The sequence below is a fragment of the Nocardioides palaemonis genome (assembly GCF_018275325.1).
Lineage (GTDB): Bacteria > Actinomycetota > Actinomycetes > Propionibacteriales > Nocardioidaceae > Nocardioides > Nocardioides palaemonis.
On the sequence record NZ_JAGVQR010000001.1, the window covers coordinates 2,375,077 to 2,397,506 of the forward strand.

General features: G+C 72.7%; 19 protein-coding genes. 11 read left to right on the top strand and 8 right to left on the bottom strand.

Features of this window, described 5'->3' with window-relative positions:
• Nucleotides 1-20: 20 nt before the first annotated feature.
• From KDN32_RS11575 to KDN32_RS11600, 6 genes are read right to left on the bottom strand one after another with little or no spacing between them, the layout of a single operon-like run.
• The gene (locus KDN32_RS11575) at nt 21-443 is read right to left on the bottom strand and encodes a CBS domain-containing protein (RefSeq protein ID WP_211732195.1); all 423 of its coding nucleotides are present in this window, start codon (nt 441-443) and stop codon (nt 21-23) included.
• Nucleotides 440-1,165, bottom strand: a complete 726-nt coding sequence (gene narI / locus KDN32_RS11580; protein WP_211732197.1) for a respiratory nitrate reductase subunit gamma — start codon at nt 1,163-1,165, stop codon at nt 440-442. The genes KDN32_RS11575 and narI overlap by 4 nt, the downstream gene beginning before the upstream one ends.
• Nucleotides 1,162-1,848, bottom strand: coding sequence for a nitrate reductase molybdenum cofactor assembly chaperone (gene narJ / locus KDN32_RS11585; RefSeq protein WP_211732199.1), 687 nt, complete (start codon nt 1,846-1,848; stop codon nt 1,162-1,164). Before narJ ends, narI begins: the two co-directional genes overlap by 4 nt.
• Nucleotides 1,845-3,512 (bottom strand): nitrate reductase subunit beta, encoded by a 1,668-nt coding sequence (gene narH, locus KDN32_RS11590; RefSeq protein ID WP_211732201.1) that lies wholly within the window; start codon nt 3,510-3,512, stop codon nt 1,845-1,847. The genes narJ and narH overlap by 4 nt, the downstream gene beginning before the upstream one ends.
• A 1-nt stretch (nt 3,513) precedes the next feature.
• On the bottom strand, nt 3,514-7,200 hold the full coding sequence (locus KDN32_RS11595; RefSeq protein ID WP_211732203.1) for a nitrate reductase subunit alpha: 3,687 nt from the start codon (nt 7,198-7,200) through the stop codon (nt 3,514-3,516).
• The gene (locus tag KDN32_RS11600; RefSeq protein WP_211732205.1) at nt 7,197-7,940 is read right to left on the bottom strand and encodes a helix-turn-helix transcriptional regulator; all 744 of its coding nucleotides are present in this window, start codon (nt 7,938-7,940) and stop codon (nt 7,197-7,199) included. The genes KDN32_RS11595 and KDN32_RS11600 overlap by 4 nt, the downstream gene beginning before the upstream one ends.
• Nucleotides 7,941-8,080: 140 nt before the next feature.
• On the opposite strand from KDN32_RS11600, the gene KDN32_RS11605 reads away from it, so the two are divergent.
• Genes KDN32_RS11605 through KDN32_RS11615 form a run of 3 tightly spaced genes read left to right on the top strand, consistent with a single transcriptional unit; the run spans nt 8,081 to nt 11,642 of the window.
• Nucleotides 8,081-9,457 carry an MFS transporter gene (locus tag KDN32_RS11605; protein ID WP_211732207.1) on the top strand — a complete coding sequence of 459 codons (1,377 nt, stop codon included), beginning with the start codon at nt 8,081-8,083 and terminating at the stop codon, nt 9,455-9,457.
• The gene (locus KDN32_RS11610) at nt 9,454-10,848 is read left to right on the top strand and encodes an MFS transporter (RefSeq protein WP_211732209.1); all 1,395 of its coding nucleotides are present in this window, start codon (nt 9,454-9,456) and stop codon (nt 10,846-10,848) included. The genes KDN32_RS11605 and KDN32_RS11610 overlap by 4 nt, the downstream gene beginning before the upstream one ends.
• Nucleotides 10,845-11,642: a YwiC-like family protein gene (locus KDN32_RS11615; RefSeq protein ID WP_211732210.1), complete on the top strand. Its 798-nt coding sequence runs from the start codon at nt 10,845-10,847 to the stop codon at nt 11,640-11,642. The genes KDN32_RS11610 and KDN32_RS11615 overlap by 4 nt, the downstream gene beginning before the upstream one ends.
• Before the next feature lie 31 nt (nt 11,643-11,673).
• On the opposite strand, the gene KDN32_RS11620 is transcribed toward KDN32_RS11615, so the two are convergent.
• A complete protein-coding gene (locus tag KDN32_RS11620) occupies nt 11,674-12,051 on the bottom strand; it encodes a response regulator transcription factor (protein ID WP_211732212.1) in 378 nt (125 codons plus the stop codon).
• 110 nt (nt 12,052-12,161) lie between these two features.
• Between KDN32_RS11620 and KDN32_RS11625 the strand changes: the two genes are divergently transcribed.
• The gene (locus tag KDN32_RS11625; protein ID WP_211732214.1) at nt 12,162-13,295 is read left to right on the top strand and encodes an acetate/propionate family kinase; all 1,134 of its coding nucleotides are present in this window, start codon (nt 12,162-12,164) and stop codon (nt 13,293-13,295) included.
• Here KDN32_RS11625 and KDN32_RS11630 read toward each other — a convergent pair.
• A complete protein-coding gene (locus KDN32_RS11630) occupies nt 13,292-15,706 on the bottom strand; it encodes a phosphoketolase family protein (RefSeq protein WP_211732216.1) in 2,415 nt (804 codons plus the stop codon). The genes KDN32_RS11625 and KDN32_RS11630 overlap by 4 nt on opposite strands.
• A 142-nt stretch (nt 15,707-15,848) precedes the next feature.
• On the opposite strand from KDN32_RS11630, the gene KDN32_RS11635 reads away from it, so the two are divergent.
• From KDN32_RS11635 to idi, 7 genes are all read left to right on the top strand, one after another.
• Nucleotides 15,849-17,057, top strand: coding sequence for an AI-2E family transporter (locus KDN32_RS11635; protein WP_211732217.1), 1,209 nt, complete (start codon nt 15,849-15,851; stop codon nt 17,055-17,057).
• 129 nt (nt 17,058-17,186) lie between these two features.
• On the top strand, nt 17,187-18,014 hold the full coding sequence (locus KDN32_RS11640) for a UbiA family prenyltransferase (RefSeq protein WP_211732218.1): 828 nt from the start codon (nt 17,187-17,189) through the stop codon (nt 18,012-18,014).
• Complete coding sequence (locus KDN32_RS11645; protein WP_211732219.1) at nt 18,011-19,222, top strand: NAD(P)/FAD-dependent oxidoreductase; 1,212 nt, start codon at nt 18,011-18,013, stop codon at nt 19,220-19,222. The genes KDN32_RS11640 and KDN32_RS11645 overlap by 4 nt, the downstream gene beginning before the upstream one ends.
• Nucleotides 19,219-20,277 carry a type III polyketide synthase gene (locus KDN32_RS11650; protein ID WP_211732220.1) on the top strand — a complete coding sequence of 353 codons (1,059 nt, stop codon included), beginning with the start codon at nt 19,219-19,221 and terminating at the stop codon, nt 20,275-20,277. Before KDN32_RS11645 ends, KDN32_RS11650 begins: the two co-directional genes overlap by 4 nt.
• Nucleotides 20,274-20,816: an isoprenylcysteine carboxyl methyltransferase family protein gene (locus KDN32_RS11655; protein ID WP_307853974.1), complete on the top strand. Its 543-nt coding sequence runs from the start codon at nt 20,274-20,276 to the stop codon at nt 20,814-20,816. The genes KDN32_RS11650 and KDN32_RS11655 overlap by 4 nt, the downstream gene beginning before the upstream one ends.
• The gene (locus KDN32_RS11660) at nt 20,809-21,846 is read left to right on the top strand and encodes an NAD(P)/FAD-dependent oxidoreductase (RefSeq protein ID WP_211732221.1); all 1,038 of its coding nucleotides are present in this window, start codon (nt 20,809-20,811) and stop codon (nt 21,844-21,846) included. Before KDN32_RS11655 ends, KDN32_RS11660 begins: the two co-directional genes overlap by 8 nt.
• A complete protein-coding gene (gene idi / locus KDN32_RS11665) occupies nt 21,843-22,430 on the top strand; it encodes an isopentenyl-diphosphate Delta-isomerase (RefSeq protein WP_211732222.1) in 588 nt (195 codons plus the stop codon). Before KDN32_RS11660 ends, idi begins: the two co-directional genes overlap by 4 nt.

Consider the following 22,430-nt stretch of genomic DNA (forward strand, 5'->3'; position numbering starts at 1 on the left):
TGCCCCCGCCCTTCCCGGGCTCACGCCACGTCGGCCGTGAGCCTGTCCTGCCGACGCGCGGCCACGTCCTCGTCACGACAGAACCCGCCCCCGTGCCGCTTGAGGCAGAGTAGCCCGATCAGGCGACCGGCGTCGTCGACCACCGCCACGCGTCGCTGGCCGCGACGCACCATGGAGCGACGCACGTCCTCGGCGACCGCCTCCTGCGCCACTGTGCGGCCATCGAGCACGGCCCGGCTCGTCACGAGGTCGTCTGCGGACGCCCCGACGAGGTCCGCGCGCACGACCGTCCCGAGCAGCAGGTCGCCGGCGGTGAGCAGCAGCATGTGGAGGTGGTCGTCGCGGAACGCCGCGCGGGCCTGCCCGACGGTCGTGCCGTCGCCCCACGTCCGCGGGCAGGTGACGACGGTCGACCGCACGGTCGCGCTCCCGAGCTCGATCATCCGACCCGCTCCCAGCCGCGCCTGCTCGGCCGCGCACCCAGGCGGTCCTCGCGCGAGCGGTAGACGACGTAGGGGCGGGTGAGGTAGCCGACCGGCGCCGAGAAGACGTGGACCAACCGGGTGAAGGGCCACAGCGCGAACAGGCCGAAGGCCACGAGCGCGTGCAGGCGGAAGCCGATGGGGGCGTCGGCCATCAGCGCCGCGTCCGGGGAGAAGGCGAGGAACGAGCGGTACCAGACCGAGACTCCCTCGCGGTAGTTGTACTCACCGCCGAGGGAGAAGACGGACCCGGCCACCGTGTTCCACATCCCCAGCACGATCGCCGCGGCGAGGAAGGCGTACATCACCTTGTCCATGCGCGTCGTGGCGCTGAACACCGGACCGACGGTGCGGCGCCGGTAGACCAGGATGGCCAGCCCCACCAGCGTCATCACTCCCGCCACGAGGCCGCCGCCCACCGCGGCGTAGTGGTAGAGGTGGTCGCTGACGCCCACCGCCGCCGTCCATGACCGCGGGACGAGGAGCCCGACGACGTGCCCGCCGACGACGCCCAGCATGCCGAAGTGGAACAGCGGCGATCCGAGCCGGAGCAGGGCGTTCTCGTAGAGCTGCGAGGACCGGGTGGTCCAGCCGAACGCGTCGTAGCGGTAGCGCCAGGCGTGCCCGACCACGAACGTCGCGAGGCAGAGGTAGGGCACGACGACCCAGAGGAAGGTGTTCACCGGGGGGCTCCTACGGGGATGGTGGATCCGGAGATGAGGGCGGGCCCGGACGCGGGGTCGCCGTAGCCACCGAGGCCGACCTCCTCCGCGGGCGGGCCCTGCTCGACGAGGCGGCGCACGGCGTCGGCCTCGTCGCCTGCGAGGGCCGGCAGGGTGTCGCACACCGCGCGGACCGCGCCGTGCCACGGGGAACCGGTCGTGCCGTCGTGGTTGCGCCAGCCCGCCAGCGCCAGTCGCAGCATCTCCAGGCCGGCGCGGTGCTCACGCAGGAGCCTCCGGGTGGTCGCGGCGTCGACGGTCGCGCCGAGCTGGAGCACCGCGCACAGGTGGTCGGGCAGCTCGCCGCTCGCCTCGTCCCAGATCACCCCGGCGTCGCGGTAGGCCTGCTTGAGCTCGACGAGCGCGAGCCCGCGCCGCCGGGTGTCGCCGTAGGCGAAGTAGGTCAGGTGCAGCGCGCACTTGCGCGTGTGGTCGAAGGTCTCGACGTAGTCGGCCTGCAGGTCCTGCAGCCGGTGCGAGCGCAGGTGCGTCAGCAGCGGGGCGAGCGCCTCGTGGCCGGGCACGATCCGCTCGACCGCATCAAGTGCCGCGAGCAGCTCGGCCGTCGGGTAGTCCAGCAGGACCGAGCACGCCGCCCAGACGTGGCGCTCGTCGCCACGGGAGCGCGCGGGGCGGAGCCTCACGACCGGTCCCCCTCGTCCGCGCGCGGCGGGAACAGCCCGGACGGCGTCCCCCGTCCGTCCCAGTTGAGCAGGTTGACCCGCCCCGCCTTCGAGCCGCCGCCGGCGAGCTCGTCGCCGGTGTCGGAGGTCTGGCGGTCCTGGAGCATTCGGAAGTTCTCCACCGCCACCGGCGTGGGGTGTCCGGAGCCCTCGCCGAAGAGGTCCTGCTGGCCGCCGCCGAAGTCGCTGACCGGGCAGTCGGTGGCGAGCTCCTCGAGCGCGTGGGCCTGCTCGGCGTGGGCCGGCGGGATGACGTAGCGCTCCTCGTACTTCGCGATCGCGAGCAGGCGGAACATCTCGTACATCGACTCCCCAGTCATCCCCACCGACGCGGGGATCGACTCGTCGGGGTCGCGGCCGAGGTTGAGGTCGCGCATGTAGGACCGCATCGCGGCCAGCTTCCTCAGCACCGCGTCGACCGGCACGGTGTCACCCGCGGTGAACAGGTTGGCGAGGTACTCGACGGGGATGCGCAGCGCCTCGATGGCGGCGAACAGGTTGCCCCGGTCCTCGGCGTCCTCGCCGGTCTCGCGGACCACGTCGACGACGGGCGAGAGCGGCGGGATGTACCAGACCATCGGCATGGTGCGGTACTCCGGGTGGAGCGGCAGCGCCACCTCGTAGGTGTTGATGAGGGCCCACACGGGCGAGCGCCGGGCCGCGTCGACCCAGTCGGCGGGGATGCCCGCGGCGTCGGCCGCGCGCCGCACCTCGGGGTCCTCGGGGTCGAGGAAGCAGGCCCGCTGGGCGGCGAGCAGGGCGTGCTCGTCCTCGATCGAGGCGGCTTCCAGCACCTTGTCGGCGTCGTAGAGGACGAGACCGATGTAGCGCAGGCGTCCCACGCACGTCTCCGAGCAGACCGTCGGGATGCCGACCTCGACGCGCGGGTAGCAGAAGGTGCACTTCTCGGCCTTGCCGGTCTTGTGGTTGAAGTAGACCTTCTTGTAGGGACACCCCGACACGCACATGCGCCAGCCGCGGCACCGGTCCTGGTCGACCAGCACGATCCCGTCCTCGGAGCGCTTGTAGATCGCCCCGCTCGGGCACGAGGCGGCACAGGACGGGTTGAGGCAGTGCTCGCAGATGCGCGGCAGGTAGAACATGAAGGTCTGCTCGAACTCCAGGCGCACCTTGTCCTCGATGCCCTTGATCATCACGTCACGCACCGCGTGCTCCTGCGAGCCACCGAGGTCGTCGTCCCAGTTGGCCGACCACTGCACCGCCATGTCCTTGCCGGTGAGGAGGGACCTCGGGCGCGCGACCGGGAAGGTGTCGGTCTGCGGCGAGCTGATGAGGGTCTCGTAGTCGTAGGTCCAGGGCTCGTAGTAGTCCTGGATCGACGGCAGCCGCGGGTTGGAGAAGATGGTGAACAGCTTCTTCAGCCGTCCGCCCGACCGGAGCGTGAGCCGGCCGTCGGGCTTGCGGACCCACCCGCCCTGCCAGGTCTCCTGGTCTTCGTAGGTCCTGGGGTAGCCGAGGCCGGGCCGGGTCTCGACGTTGTTGAACCAGACGTACTCCGTGCCGGTCCGGTTGGTCCACGCCTGCTTGCAGGTCACCGAGCAGGTGTGGCAGCCGATGCACTTGTCGAGGTTCATCACCATCGCCATCTGGGCCATGACGCGCATGTCAGTACTCCACCTTCGCGGTGCGCTTGCGGATGGTCGTCACTTCGTCCCGGTTGTTGCCGATCGGTCCGATGTAGTTGAAGAAGTAGGCGAGCTGGGCGTAGCCGCCGACGATGTGGTTCGGCTTCATCAGGATCCGGGTCAGGCTGTTGTGGATGCCGCCGCGCTTGCCGTCTCGCTCGGTGCGGGGCACGTCGATCAGCCGGTCCTGTGCGTGGTGCATGTAGACCGTGCCCTCGGGCATCCGGTGGCTGACGATGGCGCGCGCCGCGACGACGCCGTTGCGGTTGACCATCTCGATCCAGTCGTTGTCGCGCACGCCGATCTTGGCTGCGTCGCGGTCCGACATCCAGACCGACTGCCCGCCGCGCGAGAGCGACAGCATGAACAGGTTGTCCTGGTACTCGGAGTGGATCGACCACTTGTTGTGCGGGGTCAGGTAGCGCACGGCGACGCCGAGCTCGCCGGTGGCACCGATGCGGGGCTCGCCGAAGAGGTGGGTCATGTCGAGGGGTGGTCGGTAGACGGGCAGCATCTCGCCCATCCCGAGGAACCAGTCGTGGTCGACGTAGAACTGCTGGCGCCCGGTGAGGGTGTGGAACGGCTTGAGCCGCTCGATGTTGATCGTGAACGGCGAGTACCGACGTCCGCCCGACTCCGAGCCGGACCACTCCGGCGACGTGATCACCGGCACCGGCGAACGCTGGGTGTCGGCGAAGGTGATCTGCTTGCCCTCGTGCTCGGCGGCCAGGTCGTGCAGCTGCGTGCCGGTGCGCTCCTCGAGGAAGCGGAAGCCCTGCGTCGCGAGGTGACCGTTGGAGACGCCGGCGAGGTGGAGGATCGCGTCGGCCATCTGCACGTCGGTCTCCACCCGGGGCTGCCCGTCACCGGCGCCGCCACGCGCGACGCCGTTGCGGTCGCGGAGGACGTCGATCTCGCGCTTCACGTCGTAGGTGACGCCCTTGGTGAGCATGCCCACCTTCTCCATCAGCGGGCCGACCGACGTCATCTTGTCGAAGACGGCGGTGTAGTCGCGCTCCGCGACCGCGATGACCGGCATCGTCCTCCCGGGCACCGGCTCGCACTCGCCCAGGCGCCAGTCCTTGACGACCCCGTGCTCGGTGGCCATCGCCTCGGGGGTGTCGTGCCACAGCGGCTTCGCGACGACGTCGCGGCGGGTGCCGAGGTGGTCGACGGCGAGCTCGGAGAACTTCTTGGCGATGACCTTCCAGGTGTCCCAGTCCGACTTGGTCTGCCACGGCGGGGCGATGGCGGGGTTGAAGGAGTGCACGAACGGGTGCATGTCGGTGGTGGAGAGGTCGTGCTTCTCGTACCAGGTGGCCGCGGGCAGGACGACGTCGCTGAAGATGGTGCTGCTGGTCATCCGGAAGTCGATGGTCATCAGCAGATCGAGCTTGCCCTCGCGCGCCTCGGGCGCCCACGTCACGGTGCTGGGGCGGTGCTCGGGACCCGCCTCGGCGGCCGTCGCGGCGCTGTCGGTGCCGAGCAGGTGCCGCAGGAAGTACTCGTTGCCCTTCGCCGAGCTGCCGAGCAGGTTCGAGCGCCACAGCGACAGCACCCGCGGGTGGTTGTCCTCGTGCTCGGGGTCCTCCACCGCGAACCGGAGACGTCCCTCCTTCAGCTCCTGCGCGACGTAGGCCGGCGCCTCCATGCCGGCCGCCTCGGCGTCGTCGGCGAGCTGGAGCGAGCTGCGGTCGAAGGTGGGGTAGCTCGGGCTCCACCCCAGGCGCGCGGACTGCGCGAGCAGGTCCATGACGGTCTTGCCTGCGAAGATGCCGGTGCCGGCGTCGAGGTCGTCGGCGGTGAAGGTGTCGTAGCGGTACTGCGAGGTGTTCACGTACCAGTACGCCGTCTGGTTCATGTGTCGCGGCGGTCGCTGCCAGTCGAGGGCGAACGCCATGTGCTGGAAGCCCATGATCGGGCGGATCTTCTCCTGCCCGACGTAGTGCGCCCACCCGCCGCCGTTGCGTCCCTGGGTGCCGGTGATGGTGGTGAGCAGAAGGATCGCGCGGTAGATCTGGTCGGAGTGGAACCAGTGGTTGGTGCCGGCGCCGAGGAGGATCATCCCGCGGCCCTCGGTGTCGAGGGCGTTCTGCGCCCACTCGCGTGCCAGACGCGTCACCTGGGCCGCCGGGACCCCTGTGTGCTGCTCCTGCCACGCGGGGGTGGCCGGGATCCGCGGGTCGTCGTAGGACTCCGGCCACTCCCCCGGCAGCCCGTCGCGCCGGACGCCGTACTGGGCGAGCAGCAGGTCGAGGACGGTGGTCACCACTCGCTCCCCGACCCGGGCGACCGGGACGCCCCGGGGCTCGTGGACGACCTTGCCGTCGGCCGCGTCGAAGCGCGGCAACTCGACGACGACGGACTCGGCGCTGCCGCCCTCGGCGTCGGGATACATCGAGAGGGCGGGATCGATGTCGCCGAGGTCGAGGTTCCACTGCCCCTTGCCCTCCTCGCCGTAGCGGTGCCCGATGGAGCCGCGCGGGATCCGGACCTCACCCGTCGCGGCGTCGATGACCGCCGGCTTCCACATCTGGTTCTCGGTGCCGCCCTCGGGGTGGTCGATGTCGCCGGCCACCAGGAACTTGCCCGGGCGGTAGGACCCGTCGGCCGTCGGCTCGAGGGTGACCAGGTGCGGGAGGTCGGTGTACTGCTTGGTGTAGCCCTCGAAGAACTCCGGCAGCGAGTCGACGAAGTACTCCCGGAGGATCACGTGTCCCATCGCCATCGCGAGGGCGCCGTCGGTGCCGGGCGAGGGCGCCACCCACTCGTCGGCGAACTTCACGTTCTCGGCGTAGTCGGGTGCGACGGCCACGACCTTCTGGCCGCGGTAGCGCGCCTCGGTCATCCAGTGCGCGTCGGGGGTGCGGGTCATCGGGACGTTCGAGCCCCACATGAACAGGTAGCCCGCGTCCCACCAGTCCCCCGACTCGGGCACGTCGGTCTGGTCGCCGAACATCTGCGGCGAGGCGTTCGGCAGGTCGGCGTACCAGTCGTAGAAGGAGAGCATCGGCGCGCCGATGAGCTCGAGGAAGCGTGCGCCGGAGGTGTAGGACACCGGCGACATGGCCGGGATCGGCGAGAAGCCCGCGATCCGGTCGGGCCCCCATCGCTTGACCGTGTAGACGTGGGCGGCGGCGACGATCTCGGCGACCTCGTCCCAGCTCGCACGCACCAGCCCGCCCTTGCCACGCGCCTTCTTGTACGCCCGGGACCGCTCCTCGTCCTGCACGATCGACGCCCACGCCACCACCGGGTCGCCGCCGTGCTGCTGCTTCGCGGCGCGGAACATCTCCAGCAGCACGCCGCGCACGTACGGGTAGCGGATCCGCGTCGGGCTGTAGGTGTACCAGGAGAACGCGGCACCACGTGGGCACCCGCGCGGCTCGTACTCCGGGCGGTCCGGGCCGGCGCTCGGGTAGTCGGTCTGCTGCGCCTCCCAGGTGATGATCCCGTCCTTGACGTAGACCTTCCACGAGCACGACCCGGTGCAGTTGACGCCGTGGGTCGACCGCACCACCTTGTCGTGGCTCCAGCGGTCCCGGTAGAACGCGTCGCCCTCGCGCCCGCCGACCTTGTGCAGGGTGCGCTGGTCGTCGCTGACCTCCGCCTTGGTGAAGAACCGCCGCCCCGAGATCAGGGCGCTCTGCATCGGGCTCTCGGTCATGCGCTGGTCTCCTCGGTGTCGCGGTGGCGGTCGTGGTCGAACGGGTGGTGCGTCGTGATCGCGGCGCGGCACAGGGCCGGGCCGACGAAGGGCTCCAGCACCACCTCGACGTCGGGCTCCCCGAGGGCGCCGAGGGCGCCGGAGAGCAGTCCCTCGTGGATGCCGCACACCACGTCGGGGTTGGCCCGCGCCAGCTCGAGGAACGGGCAGTCGGCCAGCACCAGGCGGCAGGTCCGGCCCCGGTCGGCGATGGCGAGGTCGGGGACGTAGCCCCAGTCCTCGAGCACGTCGACGAGCGGCCCCACCTTCGCGAGCCACGCGCCCGGCGACGCCGCGGGCGGTGCCGTGACGAGTTCGAGGTGGCGCACGGCCCACTGCTCGCCCGCCTCCTGCGGCGTCGCTCCTGACGTGAAGGACTCGGTCATCAGCTGCAGCAGCCGCAGCAGGTAGTCACCGCGCCGGTCAGGAGCGATCGGCCGGACGAGCGAGTAGATCTTCCGCGGCGCTCCGACGCCGAAAGCGGTGGTCGTGCTCGACGTCAGGACGCCGGCCTCCTCGAGCCGCGCCGTGTGGAAGCGGACGGTGGTGGGGTGCAGCCCGAGCAGCGCGGACAGCTGGCCGGCCGTGAGTCCTCCTGCGTCGACCTCACCGGGAGCCGCGCAGTGCTCGCGGATCGCGTCGACGATCGCCGCGCGCGACGGGTGCGTCAGCGCACTGCTGGCGGCGTCGTGGGTCGTCATGTCCTCAGAATGAGCGAATTCGGAGGATGGACGAAGGGTCGAAGGTCCCGGATTCGGAGGACCGCCGCCCCGTGCAGCAGGTCCACCCCGCGTGAGGTGATCGAGGCACGCAGACACCTGCCACCCCGCACGGAGAACCCATGCACACCGCAACGCACCCCGGGACCACCCGCACCTCGACCGAGCGCCCCCGCGCCACCGCACCTGCGGGCGCCACGCGTGTCCTGGTGCTCTCGACCACCGGCTTCACGCTGCTGTTCGCCGTCTGGTTGATGTTCGGGATCCTCGGAAAGCCGATCAGCGCCGAGCTCGGCCTGAGCGAGGTCCAGCTGTCGTGGGTGATCGCGGCCGCGGTGCTCAACGGCTCGCTCTGGCGCCTCCCGGCCGGCATGGTGACCGACCGGGTCGGCGGGCGGAAGGTGATGACCGTCCTGCTGCTCGGCTCGGCGGTGCCCGCGTACCTCGTCTCGCGGGCCGACTCCTACGGCGCCCTGCTCGTGCTGGCGTTCTTCGTCGGCTTCGCCGGGAACGCCTTCAGCTCCGGCATCGCGTGGAACTCGGCGTGGCAGCCACGCGAGCGGCAGGGCGTGGCCCTCGGGGTGTTCGGCGCCGGCAACGTCGGCGCCTCGGTGACCAAGTTCGTCGGACCGCCCCTGGTCGCCGGTACCACCGTCGGGGCGACCTACCTCGGCGTGTTCCCCGGCGGCTGGCGGTTCGTTCCCGTGCTCTACGCCGTCCTGCTCGTCGCGATGGCCGCCGCGACCTGGTTCCTGGCCCCCCGCCACGACCGAGCCCCGGGTGCCGCGCAGCCCCTGGCGCGGCAGCTGGCGCCCCTGCGGCAGGTCCGGGTGTGGCGCTTCAGCCTCTACTACGTCGCGTTCTTCGGCGCCTACGTGGCCCTGGCGGCCTGGCTGCCGACCTACTACATGGACACCTTCGGCGTCGGGCTCCAGTCGGCCGCCTACCTCACCGCGACCTACATCTTCCCGGCCTCGCTGCTGCGCCCGTGGGGCGGGTGGCTGTCCGACCGGTTCGGCGCCCGCCGCGTCATGTACTGGGCGCTCGGGTCCATGCTGGCGATCACCGGCGTGCTGATGATGCCCGACGGCCACCTGGTCATCGACCACGCCGACGGCAGCACCACCGAGCACCTCGCCTACTCCCTCGGACTCGCGCCCTTCGCCGTCCTGGTCTTCGTGCTCGGCTGCGCCATGGGGGTCGGCAAGGCGGCGGTCTTCAAGCACATCCCGGAGTACTTCCCCGACCACGTCGGAGCGGTCGGCGGCCTCGTCGGGATGCTCGGCGGACTCGGCGGCTTCTTCCTGCCGCCGCTGTTCGCCTACACCAAGGCGTGGTCCGGGTTCCCGTCGAGCACCTTCTTCGTCCTGTTCGTCCTGACCGCGCTCTGCCTGGCCTGGATGCACCGGACGGTCGTCCACATGCTGCACACCGAGTCGCCCGGTCTCGCGCGACACATCGAACGCCCCGCCGGGGCACGCGAGGAGGAACTCGTATGAGCACCGCAACACCCACCCGATCCGCCGAGTGGCTCGACGCCTGGGACCCCGAGGACCCGGTCGGCTGGGACCACCGCCTGGCCTGGCGGACGCTGTGGGTGACCACGTTCTGCCTCACGCTGGCCTTCGCCGCGTGGTTCCTGCCGAGCGCGATCATCCCCAAGCTCAACCCGCTCGGCTACTCGTTCACCACCACGCAGCTCTACTGGATGGCGGCGATGCCCGGCCTGTCCGCGGGCCTGTTCCGGCTGGTCTGGATGGTGCTCCCGCCCATCCTCGGCACCCGGCGGATGGTCACCCTCACCACGCTGCTGCTCGTCTTCTCGACGCTCGGCTGGGGCGTGCGGGTGCAGGAGCCGACGGCGCCCTACTGGGAGCTGATGGTGCTGGCGTTCCTGGCGGGCATCGGAGGCGGAGCGTTCTCCGGGTTCATGCCCAGCACGTCCTACTTCTTCCCCCGCGCCAAGCAGGGCACGGCGCTCGGCCTCCAGGCCGGGCTCGGCAACTTCGGCGTGTCCCTGGTGCAGCTGTCCACGCCGTACCTCATCGCCTTCTCCGGTCTCGCCGTGTTCGGCGGGAGCCAGGTGCTGACGGTTCCCGGCAAGCCCGGCAAGGAGGTGTGGTTCCAGAACGCGGCGTTCGTGTGGATCCCGCTGATGCTGGTCGGCGCGGCCCTGGCGTGGACGCTGCTGCGCTCGGTGCCCGTGACGGCGAACATCCGCCAGCAGTTCGACATCTTCGGCAACCAGGACACGTGGTGGATGACCCTGCTCTACATCATGACCTTCGGCACCTTCTCCGGGCTCGCCGCCCAGTTCGGCCTGCTGATGGCGAACCTCTACGGCACCGGCAACGCTGACATCGTGAGCGGGACGGGGGCGAGCGCCACGGTGCTCGTCCAGGGCTACGCCGTCCCGGACCCCGTGGCGTTCGTCTTCCTCGGTCCGCTGGTCGGCGCGGGCGCCCGGGTGCTGTTCTCGCCGTTGACCGACCGCACCGGCGGGGCGAGGTGGACGCTCGTCTCCGGGATCGGCCTGGTCGGGTCGATCGCCTGGACCATCCCGGCGCTGACGCCCGACCTCTCCTCGGCGGCCAGCCTCGACGCCGACTTCCACCAGTTCCTGTGGGGGATGCTGGCGATCTTCTTCTTCGCCGGCATCGGCAACGCCTCCACCTTCAAGCAGATGCCGATGATCTTCGAGCGGCGACAGGCCGGTGGCGTCATCGGCTGGACCGCGGCGATCGCCGCCTTTGGTCCGTTCTTCTTCGGGGTCGGGATCACCATCATCGGCGCCACGGCGTTCTACTCGGTGGGCATCGCGTGGGCTCTCATGTGCGTCGCGATCACCTGGTGGCGCTACGCACGTCCCGACGCACCTCGGAGCTCGTGACCACCGTGACCGCACGGCACCCACGTCCCGACCCGCTCGTCCCGCACGAGCACGGGGCGTGGGCGTTCCTGCTGCTGCCGGTCGCCCTCTCCCTCGGCGTCACGGGCTGGAGCGCCGCGCTGCCCCTGGTCGTCGCGACCTGGGTGTGCGCCTACCCCGCCGCGTGGGCCACCAGCGGGCTCGCGTTCGGACGCGGGCGCCGCGGGCGGTTCCGGCGCGCCGCACGGGTGTGGGTCCCGCTCACCGTCGCCGCCGGGACGCCCCTCCTGGCACTCCACCCGTGGCTGTGCTGGGTCCTGCTGACCTATACCGGCCTCCACGCCGCGACGCTGCAGCACGCGCGCCGGCACCGCGAGCGCTCGTTGACCGCCGACCTGGTCCTCGTCGCCCAGTGCAGCCTGCTGGTCCCGGTCCTCGGCGGGCTTGCCGCAGCGACCGGGCCCACGGCCTGGGTGCCGCCGGTGGACGCGATGCTCGCGCCGGACGTGGTCGGCGCCGCCGTGCTGTGCGCCCTCGCGCTCGTGGGGTCCACGCTGCACGTGAAGTCGCTGATCCGCGAGCGCGCCGACCCGGCCTACGCGACGGCGTCGCGCCTGTTCGCGGCGATGGCACCGGCGGCCGCCGTCGCGGTCTCGCTCGCGGCGGGGTGGGGCGTCGGCCCGGTGCTCGCCTTCGCGGCGCTGACGGTGCGTGCGTGGGCGCTGCGCAGGCCGGACTGGCGTCCGGCCCGGATCGGGCTGGCCGAGCTGGCGGGACTGGTCGGCGTCGTCGCCGGGGTGGCGCTCAGCGCCTGAGCGGGGCGGCCGGACCCATGATCCGCTCGTCCTACCCGGCGTCGGCGACCGGCACGATCGCCTGGTGCACCTGGGCGACGAGCTCGGCGAGCCGGAACGGCTTGGTGAGCACGACGTCCGCCCCCGCCTCCAGGCACGCGTCCACGTGGTCGGCGCTCGCGTGGCCGCTGACGACCAGGATGGGCGCCTGGTAGCCGTCCTCGCGCAGCCGCACCGTGGCGTCGAGACCGTCCATGTCGGGCAGGCCGCGATCCATCACCACGACGTCCGGCCGGTGCTCCTGCGCCGCGGCGCACGCTCCGGCCCCCGACCCGGTCGCGAGGACGGCGAAGCCCGCCCGGGTCAGCGCGATCTCCATCACGTGCACCAGGTCGGGCTCGTCCTCGACGAGCAGAACAGTTGCGGCCATGAGTGAAAAGTACAAGAAGATCAACGGGACGGTAACAAAACGAAGAAAAACGTTGACTTTCATTTACTGCCGCGCCAAAGCCGTCAGTCCGGGACCCTACTGTGGGCGTCATGGACGCGGACCAGGTGCTGGTGCTGAACGCGGGCTCGTCGTCGTTGAAGTACCAGGTCCTCGCCGTCGACGCGACGGTCACGGTGAGGGGCCAGGTCGATCGGTTGACGCAGGAGGGTGACCACGCCCGCGCGCTGGACCGGGTCACCGCCGACCTGCGGGCGGCGGGGGTGGACGACGCCCACCTCGCCGGTGTCGGGCACCGGATCGTGCACGGTGGACCAGCCCTCACCCGCCCCGCCCGCGTCGACGCCGACGTCATCGCCGCCGTCGAGCAGGCCGTCCACCTCGCTCCCCTCCACAACCCGCCCGCCCTCGCGGCCCTGCGCGCGGCGACCGACTGGTTGCCCGACGTGCCGCACGTCGTCGTCGTGGACACCGGGTTCTTCGCCGACCTGCCGCCTGCCGCGTCGACCTACGCGCTGGACAGCGCCGTCGCCGCGCGCGCAGGGATCCGGCGCTACGGCGCCCACGGCATCAGCCACCAGTACGTCGCCGCCCGGGCCGCCGAGCACCTCGGGCGCGACGACCTGCGACTGGTCACCCTGCACCTCGGCAACGGCGCCTCCGCCGCAGCGATCGACTCCGGCCGGCCGCTCGACACCTCGATGGGACTGACGCCGCTCGAGGGGCTGGTGATGGGGACGCGAGCCGGCGACCTCGACCCCGGCATCCTCGTCCACCTCGCCCGGCACGAGGGCTTCGGGACCGACGACCTAGAGGACCTGCTGCACCACAGGTCGGGGATCCTCGGCCTGACCGGGCACTCCGACTTCCGCGACCTGCAGGCCGGCGTGGACGCCGGCGACGACGCGTGCCGACTCGCGTGGGACGTCTGCTGCCACCGCATCCGCAGGTACGTCGGGGCGTACCACGCGGTGCTCGGCGGGGCCGACGCCGTCGTCCTCACCGCCGGCGTCGGCGAGAACTCCCACCGTCTCCGCCGCGACGCACTCGCGGGGCTCGAGCGGCTGGGCGTCGTCATCGATCCGGCGCGCAACGAGGCGGACGCCACCGGCACGCGGACGATCTCGACCGACGACTCCCCCGTGGCCGTGCTGGTGGTCCCGACCGACGAGGAGCGTGCGATCGCGGCGGCGACCCGAGCGCTCCTCGCCGGTGGTCCTGCCTAGAGGTTGTCGGCGCCCGTGTCGGGCTCGGCGGTCGTGGACGGCGAGGCACCTCGCTCGGGCTCGGCGGTCGGGTCCCAGCGCCAGTCGCGCACCTCGGGCAGGTCGTCGCCGTGCTCGCGGGTCCACTCCCTGGCCCGCCGACGGGTGTCGACCATCAGCTGCCGCACGCGCGCCGCACGCTGGCCGAGGCCGGGCACGCGGTCGATCACGTCCATGACGAGGTGGTAGCGGTCGGTGTCGTTCATCATGACCATGTCGAAGGGCGTGGTCGTGGTGCCCTCCTCCTTGTAGCCGCGCACGTGGATGTTGTCGTGGTTGGCGCGACGGTAGGTCAGCCGGTGGATCAGCCACGGGTAGCCGTGGTAGGCGAAGATCACCGGGGTGTCGGTGGTGAACACCGCGTCGAACTCGTGGGCGCTCATGCCGTGCGGGTGCTCGCGCTCGTCCTGCAGCCGCATCAGGTCGACGACGTTGACGAACCGCACCCGCACCTCGGGCAGGTGCTCGCGCAGGAGCGACACCGCGGCCAGCGCCTCGAGGGTCGGCACGTCGCCGGCCGCCGCGACGACCACGTCGGGGTCGCCGTCGTCGTTCGACGCCCAGTCCCAGATGCCGAGCCCGCGCGCGCAGTGCAGGTCCGCCTGCTCGGCGTCGAGCCAGTCGAAGCTCGGCTGCTTGCCCGAGACCACGACGTTGACGTAGTGCTCGCTGCGCAGGCAGTGGTCCATGGTCGACAGCAGGGTGTTGGCGTCCGGCGGCAGGTAGACCCGGACGACCTCTGCCTTCTTGTTGACGACGTGGTCGATGAAGCCGGGGTCCTGGTGGGAGAAGCCGTTGTGGTCCTGGCGCCACACGTGCGAGCTGAGCAGGTAGTTGAGGCTCGCCACAGGCGGGCGCCACTCGATCTCGCGGGTCGTCTTGAGCCACTTCGCGTGCTGGTTGAGCATCGAGTCGACGAGGTGGATGAAGGCCTCGTAGCAGCTGAACAGCCCGTGCCGGCCGGTGAGCAGGTAGCCCTCCAGCCAGCCCTGGCAAGTGTGCTCGGACAGGATCTCCACGACCCGTCCGGATCGAGCGAGGTGCTCGTCGACGTCGGCGAGGTCGCCGGCCCACACCTTGTCGGTCACCTCGTAGACCGCGTCGAGGCGGTTGGAGGCCGTCTCGTCGGGGCCGAAGATGCGGAAGGTGGTGTCGTTGTCGCGCACCACGCCGACCAGCCACTGTCCCAGCACCCGCGTCGGCTCGTGGATCGAGCCGCCGGGCCGCTCCACGTCGACCGCGCTCGCGCGCCAGTCGGGCAGGCGCAGCGGGCGCTTGAGCAGCCCGCCGTTGGCGTGCGGGTTCGCGGTCGTGCGGCGGATGCCGACCGGCGCCTGGCGGGCGATCGCCTCGACCGGGCGGCCCTGCTCGTCGAACAGCTCGTCGGGAGCGTACGAGCGCAGCCACTCCTCGAGCTCGGCGCGGTGCCCGTCGTCGTCGCGGGTGCCGGCCAGCGGCACCTGGTGGGCGCGCCAGGTGCCCTCGACGGGCTTGCCGTCCACCTCCGCCGGACCGGTCCACCCCTTCGGCGTCACCAGCAGCACCATCGGCCAGGGACGGCGTTCGACCTCGCCGTCCTCGCGCGCGGCCCGCCAGGTCTCGCGGATCATGTCGTGCGCCTCGTCGAGCGCGGCGGCCATCTGGCGGTGGACGTCGGCGGGGTCGTCGCCCTCGACGGTGAGGACGTGGTGGCCGTAGCCGCGCAGCAGGCTCTCCAGCTCCTCGCGGTGGATGCGGGCGGGGATGGTGGGGTTGGCGATCTTCCAGCCGTTGAGGCTGAGGATCGGCAGCACCGCGCCGTCGTGGACGGGGTCGACGAACTTGTTGGCGTGCCAGCTCGCCGCCAGCGGCCCCGTCTCGAACTCCCCGTCGCCGACGACCGCCGTCACCACCAGCTCCGGGTTGTCCATCGCCGCTCCGTAGGCGTGCGACAGGACGTAGCCGAGCTCGCCACCCTCGTGGATCGAGCCAGGCGTCTCCGGCGCGACGTGGCTGGGGATGCCGCCGGGGAAGGAGAACTGCCGGAACAGCCGCCCCATCCCGTCGCCGTCGCGGGTGATCGCCGGGTAGACCTCGGAGTAGGTGCCCTCCAGCCAGGCGTTGGCGACCGCGGCGGGGCCGCCGTGACCGGGCCCGCACAGCAGGATCGCGTCGACGTCGCGATCGCGGATCAGCCGGTTGAGGTGGGTCCACACGAGGTTGAGCCCTGGGGTGGTGCCCCAGTGGCCGAGCAACCGCGGCTTGATGTCCTCGCGCTCGAGGCGCCGCTCGAGCAGCGGGTTGCCGAGCAGGTAGATCTGCCCGACCGAGAGGTAGTTGGCCGCGCGGAACCACAGGTCGAGGTCGTGGACCTCGTCGTCGGTGAGGGTCATGCTCCTTCGTACCCGATCCGTCGGCGCCGGCACACCCGACCTTGGTCCCCTTCTGCTCCCGGCCGATGGTCCCGGGCCGACACGGCCCGCGGACGCTCGGACGGGCGAGGCACCCGGCCGCGACGACTGGCACAGTGACCCCGTGCCCGAGACCCCACCCCACCACGACCCCTCCCCCGCCCTCGCCATCGACGGGTCCGCCGCCGCGGGCCACCCGGCGCTCCCCACGAGGGAGCGCACCATCGGCGCCGGCGTCGAGTGGACCGCCCGCTGGAGCCTGCGCCTGGTCGGCATCGCGCTGGGCGCGGTCCTGCTCGGCCTGGTCGTGCAGTACACCTGGGTCATCCTCTTCCCGGTCCTGATGGCGATCATCCTGTGCACCGTGCTGGCGCCCCTGTCCGGGTTCCTCCGCAGACGTGCCCGGCTGCCAGGTGCCGCGGCCGCCGGCCTCACCGTGCTGGCCGCGATCGGGCTGGTCGTCGCGGTCGGGTTCACCATCGCGCCCTCGGTCGCCGACCAGGGCGGCAGCCTCGTCGACCGTGCCAACGAGGGGCTCCAACGGCTGCAGGACTGGGTCCAGGACTCCAGCTTCGTGTCGAAGGAGCAGGTCGACGCCGGCCTGCAGGGTCTCCAGGAGAAGCTCAGCGGCTCGGCCGGGACCATCGCCTCGGGCGTGCTGACCGGCGTCTCCACCCTCACCAACGGCCTCGTCAACCTCGTCCTCATCCTGATCCTGAGCTTCCTGTTCCTCAAGGACGGCCACCGCTTCCTGCCGTGGATGCAGCGCCTTGCCGGTCCTCGCGCCGGCGCCCACCTCGCGGAGGTCGGTCGACGCGCGTGGGCGACGCTCGGGGGCTTCATCCGCACCCAGGCGCTGGTGTCGTTCATCGACGCCGTCCTCATCGGCGGCGGCCTGCTCCTCATCGGGGTGCCGCTCGCCGTCCCGCTGGCGGTGCTGACCTTCTTCGCCGGGTTCGTGCCGATCGTCGGCGCCTTCGTCGCCGGCACCGTGGCCGTGCTGATCGCGCTGGTGTCCAACGGTCTCACCGGCGCCCTGCTCGCCCTCGCGCTGATCGTCGCGGTCCAGCAGATCGAGGGCAACGTGCTCTCCCCGATGCTGCAGTCGAAGTCGATGAACCTGCACGCCGCCGTGGTCCTGCTCTCCGTCACCCTGGGCGGCACCCTCTTCGGGATCACCGGGGCGTTCCTGGCGGTGCCGACCGTCGCCGTCCTGGCCGTCGTCGTGCGTTACCTCGACGAGGTCGTCGAGGCCCGGACGCGCCCGGCGCCGGTCCCGGTCACCCCGGACGGTGACGAGGACGATGACCACGAGCCCGAGGACGACGCCTGACCCGCGCTCGCATGGCCGTCGCTCGGCCCGGGTACGAGGGCGTACGGCACCTCGAACGGTGACGTGCGTTCACGGGGCGTGGGTAGCGTCGCTGGGGACGGTCCACCCGGACCCGGCCGAGGAGGTCGCGTGACCACCGAGCTGTCCCCGCACCGCACCGCGGCGCTGCCCGCCGTGCGCGGCCTCGCAGCGGCGGCTCACGGCGGGCCGGCGCTCGCGGTGACGGTCCTGGCGCTCCTGCTGGTCCTCGCGCAGGACCTCGGTCCCGCGCGCGGGCTGCTCGTGGTGGCCGCCGTCCTGGCCGGGCAGCTGTCCATCGGGTGGAGCAACGACCTCGTCGACCTCGCCCGCGACTGCCTCGCCGGACGTGACGACAAGCCCCTGGCGACGGGCGCCGTCCCGGTTGGAGTGGTCCGTGCCTGCTGCGTGGTCGCCGTCCTGGCGTGCGTCCCCCTCTCGCTGGCCTGCGGCCTCGCCGCCGGCCTCGTGCACCTCGTCTGCGTCGCGTCCGGCTGGGCCTACAACCTCGGCCTCAAGTCGACGCTGCTGTCCTGGCTCCCCTACGCCGTCGCGTTCGGCGGCCTCACCGCGTTCGTGGCCCTCGCCGGGGGCGAGGCGCCGCCGTGGTGGTGGCCGGCGGGCGGGGCGCTGCTCGGCGTCGGCGCCCACCTTCTGAACGTCCTGCCCGACCTGGCCGACGACGCCGCCACGGGCGTACGCGGACTTCCGCACGCGCTCGGGCCGCGCTGGATCGCCCCGGTCGCGGCCGTCGTGCTCGTCGCCGCGACGGTGGTCGCCCTCGTCGGCGCCGCACCGCCCCGGCCGGTCGTCTGGGCCACCGGGGGTGCCGTGCTCGTGCTCGCCGCCGGCGTCGTCGGCCTCTCCGGCCGCCGCCCGTTCGCGGCGGCCGTCGCGATCGCGCTCGTCGACGCCGCCCTGCTGGTGGTGGCCCGGTGACGGCACCCGAGCGCTGGGACCTCGTCGTGGTGGGCGCGGGTCCGGCCGGCGCCGCGACGGCCCTCGGCGCCCTCGCCGAGGACCCCCGCTTGCGGGTGCTCCTGCTGGACCGCGCCGACTTCCCGCGGGACAAGTCCTGCGGCGACGGCGTCGCGCCCCACGTCCTCGACGCGCTCGCCGAGGTCGGTGCCGCGGACGTGGTCGACGGGTGGCAGCCGCTGCGCCGCCTCGTGCTGTCGCGGGGACCGCTGGCGGTCGACGGGGAGATGGAGCGCGAGGTGCACGTCGTGCCGCGACGCGTCCTCGACGCCCGCCTCGTCGAGCGGGCCGTCGCCGCGGGCGCGGTGCTGCGCCGGCACCGCGCCACCTCGCTCCACGTGGGTCGCGACGACTCGCTCGTGTCGGACGAGCTCGCCGGACGGGTCGTGGTCGGCGCGGACGGCGCGCACTCGCTCGTGCGGACCGCCCTCCTCGGACGGTCCCGCACGCCGCGCGCCATCGCGATCCGCGGCTACGCGCCGGTGCCCGCCGGCACGGAGGGACGGCAGGTGATCCGCTACGGCGAGCGCCGCCAGCCGTCGTACGCCTGGTGCTTCGACCGCGGCGACGGACTCGCCAACGTCGGCTACGGCGAGCTCCTCCCGGGTGACCGCCGCGACGCAACGGCCGGCGGCCCGCGCCGGCGGCTCCTCCTCGACCAGCTCGAGCTCCTGGTGCCGGGCGCGGCCAGCACCGGCAGCGACTGGCGCGGTCACCACCTGCCGCTGAGCGGCTGGCGGTGGGACCAGCCCGACGGCAACGTCCTGCTCGCCGGCGACGCAGCCGGGCTGGTCAACCCGATGACCGGCGAGGGCATCTACTACGCCGTCGCGACCGGCATCGCCGCCGGACGTACGGCCGCCCGCGCCGTCGCCGCCGGCCACCCCGAGCGCGCCGGCGCCGAGCACCGCGCCCACGTCCGACGGACGCTGGGCCCCCACCTGCGCCACACCTGGACCGCGTCGCGGCTCTCCCGCTCCCCGCGGGTGGTCGACGCCGGCATCCGCGCAGCCGGGCGCGACCGGCACGCCTTCGACGCACTCGTCGAGATCGGGCTGGGCGACGGCCTGATCGACCGCCGCCTGGCCACCGGCCTGGCCCGCTCCCTGGTCTCCCGGCGCACGACCGACCCCACGTCCGCACCCACGAGCCCGAGGTGGCCCACATGAGGATCCTGACCGCACGCGGCGCACTCCCCGCGCACGTGCACCCGCAGTCCGAGATCACCGAGGCGTTCGCCGACGTGATCAGCCCCGGCAGCAGCCTTGACCGGGCGCTGCTGCGGCGCTTCCACGCCAACTGCGGCGTCGAGCAGCGCCACACCGTGCTGCCGCTCGGGGACTACGCCGCGCTCGGCGACTTCGGCCGGGCCAACGACCTGTTCATCGAGCACGCCGTCGAGCTCGGCTCGCGCGCGCTCGTCGACGCGCTCAAGGCCGCGGACCTGACCCCCTCCGACGTCGACCTGGTCGTCACCGCGACCGTCACCGGCCTCGCCGTCCCCTCGCTCGACGCCCGCATCGCCGCCCAGGTGGGGCTGCGCGAGGACGTGCGCCGGATGCCGCTCGTCGGGCTCGGGTGCGTCGCCGGCGCCGCGGGCATCGCCCGCGTGCACGACTACCTCCTGGGCCACCCGACCCACACGGCGGTGCTGGTCGCCGTCGAGCTGTGCTCGCTGACCGTCCAGCTCGACGACACGTCGGTGCCCAACCTGGTGGCCAGCGGCCTGTTCGGCGACGGCGCCTCCGCGGTCGTCGCGGTCGGCGACGAGGGCCGTCCGGGACCGGTCCGGGTGGTCGACTCACGCAGCCGGCTCTACCCCGACAGCGAGCGGACCATGGGCTTCGACGTGGCGTCCACCGGGCTGCGGATCGTGCTCGACGCCGAGGTGCCCGCGCTGGTCGAGCGGTTCCTGCGCGAGGACGTCGACCGCTTCCTCGCCGACCACGACCTCACCCGCGCCGACGTCGGGTGGTGGGTCTGCCACCCCGGCGGCCCGAAGGTGATCGAGGCGCTCGAGTACGCGCTGGAGGTGCCGCGCGACGCGGTCCAGCTCACCTGGGACTCCCTGGCCCGGGTCGGCAACCTGTCATCGGCGTCGGTGCTGCACGTCCTCGAGGACACCCTGCGCGAGCGACCGCCCGCGCCGGGCACCCACGGCGTCCTGCTGGCGATGGGGCCGGGCTTCTGCTCCGAGCTGGTCCTGCTGGAGGCGGCGTCGTGACGACGCTGGTCGCCTTCACCGTCCTCGTCGCCCTCGTCGGCCTCGAGCGGGTCGCCGAGCTGGTCGTCTCGGTGCGCAACGCAGCCTGGAGCAGAGAGCGCGGCGGTGTCGAGACCGGCCAGGGCCACTACCCGTTCATGGTCGTCCTGCACACCGGGCTGCTCGTCGGCGCGCTGGTCGAGGCCTGGGTCCGGCGTCCCGACGTCCCCTCCGCGCTCGCGTGGTCGATGCTCGCGCTGGTGGTCGCCTCGCAGGCGCTGCGGTGGTGGTGCATCGCCACCCTCGGCCGGCGCTGGAACACCCGCGTGATCGTGGTGCCCGGCCTCGCGCCGGTGCGGTCTGGCCCCTACCGCCTGGTCCCGCACCCCAACTACGTCGCCGTGGTCGTCGAGGGTGTCGCCCTCCCGCTGGTGCACGCCGCGTGGACCACCGCGATCGTCTTCACCGTGCTCAACGCGGGCCTGCTGGCGGTCCGGATCCGCACCGAGGACGCCGCGCTGGCGAGCCTGCCGCGCGAGGACGGGCTCGCCCGTGCGTGACCTGGTGGTGGCCGGCGGCGGCCCGGTCGGGATGGCGGTGGCGCTCCACGCCCACCGGCTGGGACTCGACGTGGTGGTGCGCGAGCCGCGCACGGGTCCGATCGACAAGGCGTGCGGCGAGGGCCTGATGCCGGGCGCGGTGGCCGAGCTGGCCGACCTCGGCGTGGACCCGCCCGGCCGCGTGCTGTCCGGCATCCGGTACCTCGACGCCACCACGTCGCGCCGGGCGAGCGCGCGCTTCTCGGCCGCGCCCGGTCGGGGCGTACGCCGCACGGTGCTGCACGACGCGCTGGCCGGGCGACTGGCCACCGCCGGCGTCCCCGTCGAGCCGCGGGCGGTCGAGGACGTGCGGCAGACGCCCGACCACGTGCTGGTCGACGGCGAGCCCGCCCGGCACCTCGTCGCCGCGGACGGCCTGCACTCCCCCGTGCGCCGCGCGGTCGGCCTCGACGCGCCCGGTCCGGGTCCGGCTCGGTTCGGGCTGCGCTGCCACGTCGCGCAGGCGCCCTGGTCGTCCTTCGTCGAGGTGCACTGGACGCCCCGAGCCGAGGTCTACGTGACCCCGGTCGCCGAGGACCTGGTGGGCGTGGCCGCGCTCGTCGGGCGGGGCCTCCGCTTCGAGGACGTGCTCGACGAGGTGCCGGCACTGCGCGACCGGCTGACCGGCGACCGCACCCGGGTCATGGGCGCCGGGCCGCTGCGCCAGGTCGCGCGGTCGCGGGTGGCCGGACGGGTGCTGCTGGCCGGCGACGCCGGCGGCTACGTCGACGCGCTGACCGGCGAGGGCATCGCCCTCGGGCTCGCCCAGGCACGCGCCGCCGCGACCTGCATCGCCCAGGGCCGGTCGGCCGACTACGACCGGGTGGCCCAGCGCCTCGCCCGGCGCCACGAGCTGCTCACCCGCGCCCTGCTGCGCAGCACCGCGCACGCGCCGGTGCGCCGGATGCTCGTCCCGGCCGCGTCGCGGGCACCGTGGCTCTTCAGCGCCGCCGTCAACCAGCTCGCCCGACCGATCGAGGTGCCCTCGTGACCACCGACCCCGACACAGCACCGGCCGAGCTCGTCGTGCTCCTCGACGAGGACGGCCACCCCGCCGGCACCCAGGACAAGCGGACCGTCCACCACGCCGACACCCCGCTGCACCTGGCGTTCTCCTGCTACCTCTTCGACGACGACGGCCGGGTGCTCCTCACCCGCCGCGCCCTGCACAAGGCCACCTTCCCCGGCGTCTGGACCAACGCGTGCTGCGGGCACCCCGCGCCGGGCGAGGACCTCGAGGACGCCGTACGCCGTCGCGTCCACCAGGAGCTCGGCATCGACGTGCACGACCTGCGGCTGCTGCTTCCCGCCTTCCGCTACCGCGCGGAGATGGACGGCGTCGTCGAGAACGAGATGTGCCCGGTGTTCGCGGCCCGTGTCGGCGGACCCGTGACCCCCGATCCCGACGAGGTGGAGGAGGTCGCGTGGGAGCCGTGGGAGCCGTTCCGCGGTGCCGTCCTGGACGGTTCGCGGGAGGTCTCCGTCTGGTGCCGCGAGCAGGTCCAGCAGCTGCCGGCCGACCCGGCCAGCGCACCCGCCGCGTCGCCCGCGACCCTGCCGCCGGCGGCGCGCTGA

Bases quoted from the DNA above. Each gene is read 5' to 3' on its own strand.
- KDN32_RS11575 (WP_211732195.1), bottom strand. From the start codon at position 443: ATGATCGAGCTCGGGAGCGCGACCGTGCGGTCGACCGTCGTCACCTGC.
- narH (WP_211732201.1), bottom strand. From the start codon at position 3,512: ATGCGCGTCATGGCCCAGATGGCGATGGTGATGAACCTCGACAAGTGC.
- KDN32_RS11595 (WP_211732203.1), bottom strand. From the start codon at position 7,200: ATGACCGAGAGCCCGATGCAGAGCGCCCTGATCTCGGGGCGGCGGTTC.
- KDN32_RS11600 (WP_211732205.1), bottom strand. From the start codon at position 7,940: ATGACGACCCACGACGCCGCCAGCAGTGCGCTGACGCACCCGTCGCGC.
- KDN32_RS11605 (WP_211732207.1), top strand. From the start codon at position 8,081: ATGCACACCGCAACGCACCCCGGGACCACCCGCACCTCGACCGAGCGC.
- KDN32_RS11610 (WP_211732209.1), top strand. From the start codon at position 9,454: ATGAGCACCGCAACACCCACCCGATCCGCCGAGTGGCTCGACGCCTGG.
- KDN32_RS11620 (WP_211732212.1), bottom strand. From the start codon at position 12,051: ATGGCCGCAACTGTTCTGCTCGTCGAGGACGAGCCCGACCTGGTGCAC.
- KDN32_RS11625 (WP_211732214.1), top strand. From the start codon at position 12,162: ATGGACGCGGACCAGGTGCTGGTGCTGAACGCGGGCTCGTCGTCGTTG.
- KDN32_RS11630 (WP_211732216.1), bottom strand. From the start codon at position 15,706: ATGACCCTCACCGACGACGAGGTCCACGACCTCGACCTGTGGTTCCGC.
- KDN32_RS11650 (WP_211732220.1), top strand. From the start codon at position 19,219: ATGAGGATCCTGACCGCACGCGGCGCACTCCCCGCGCACGTGCACCCG.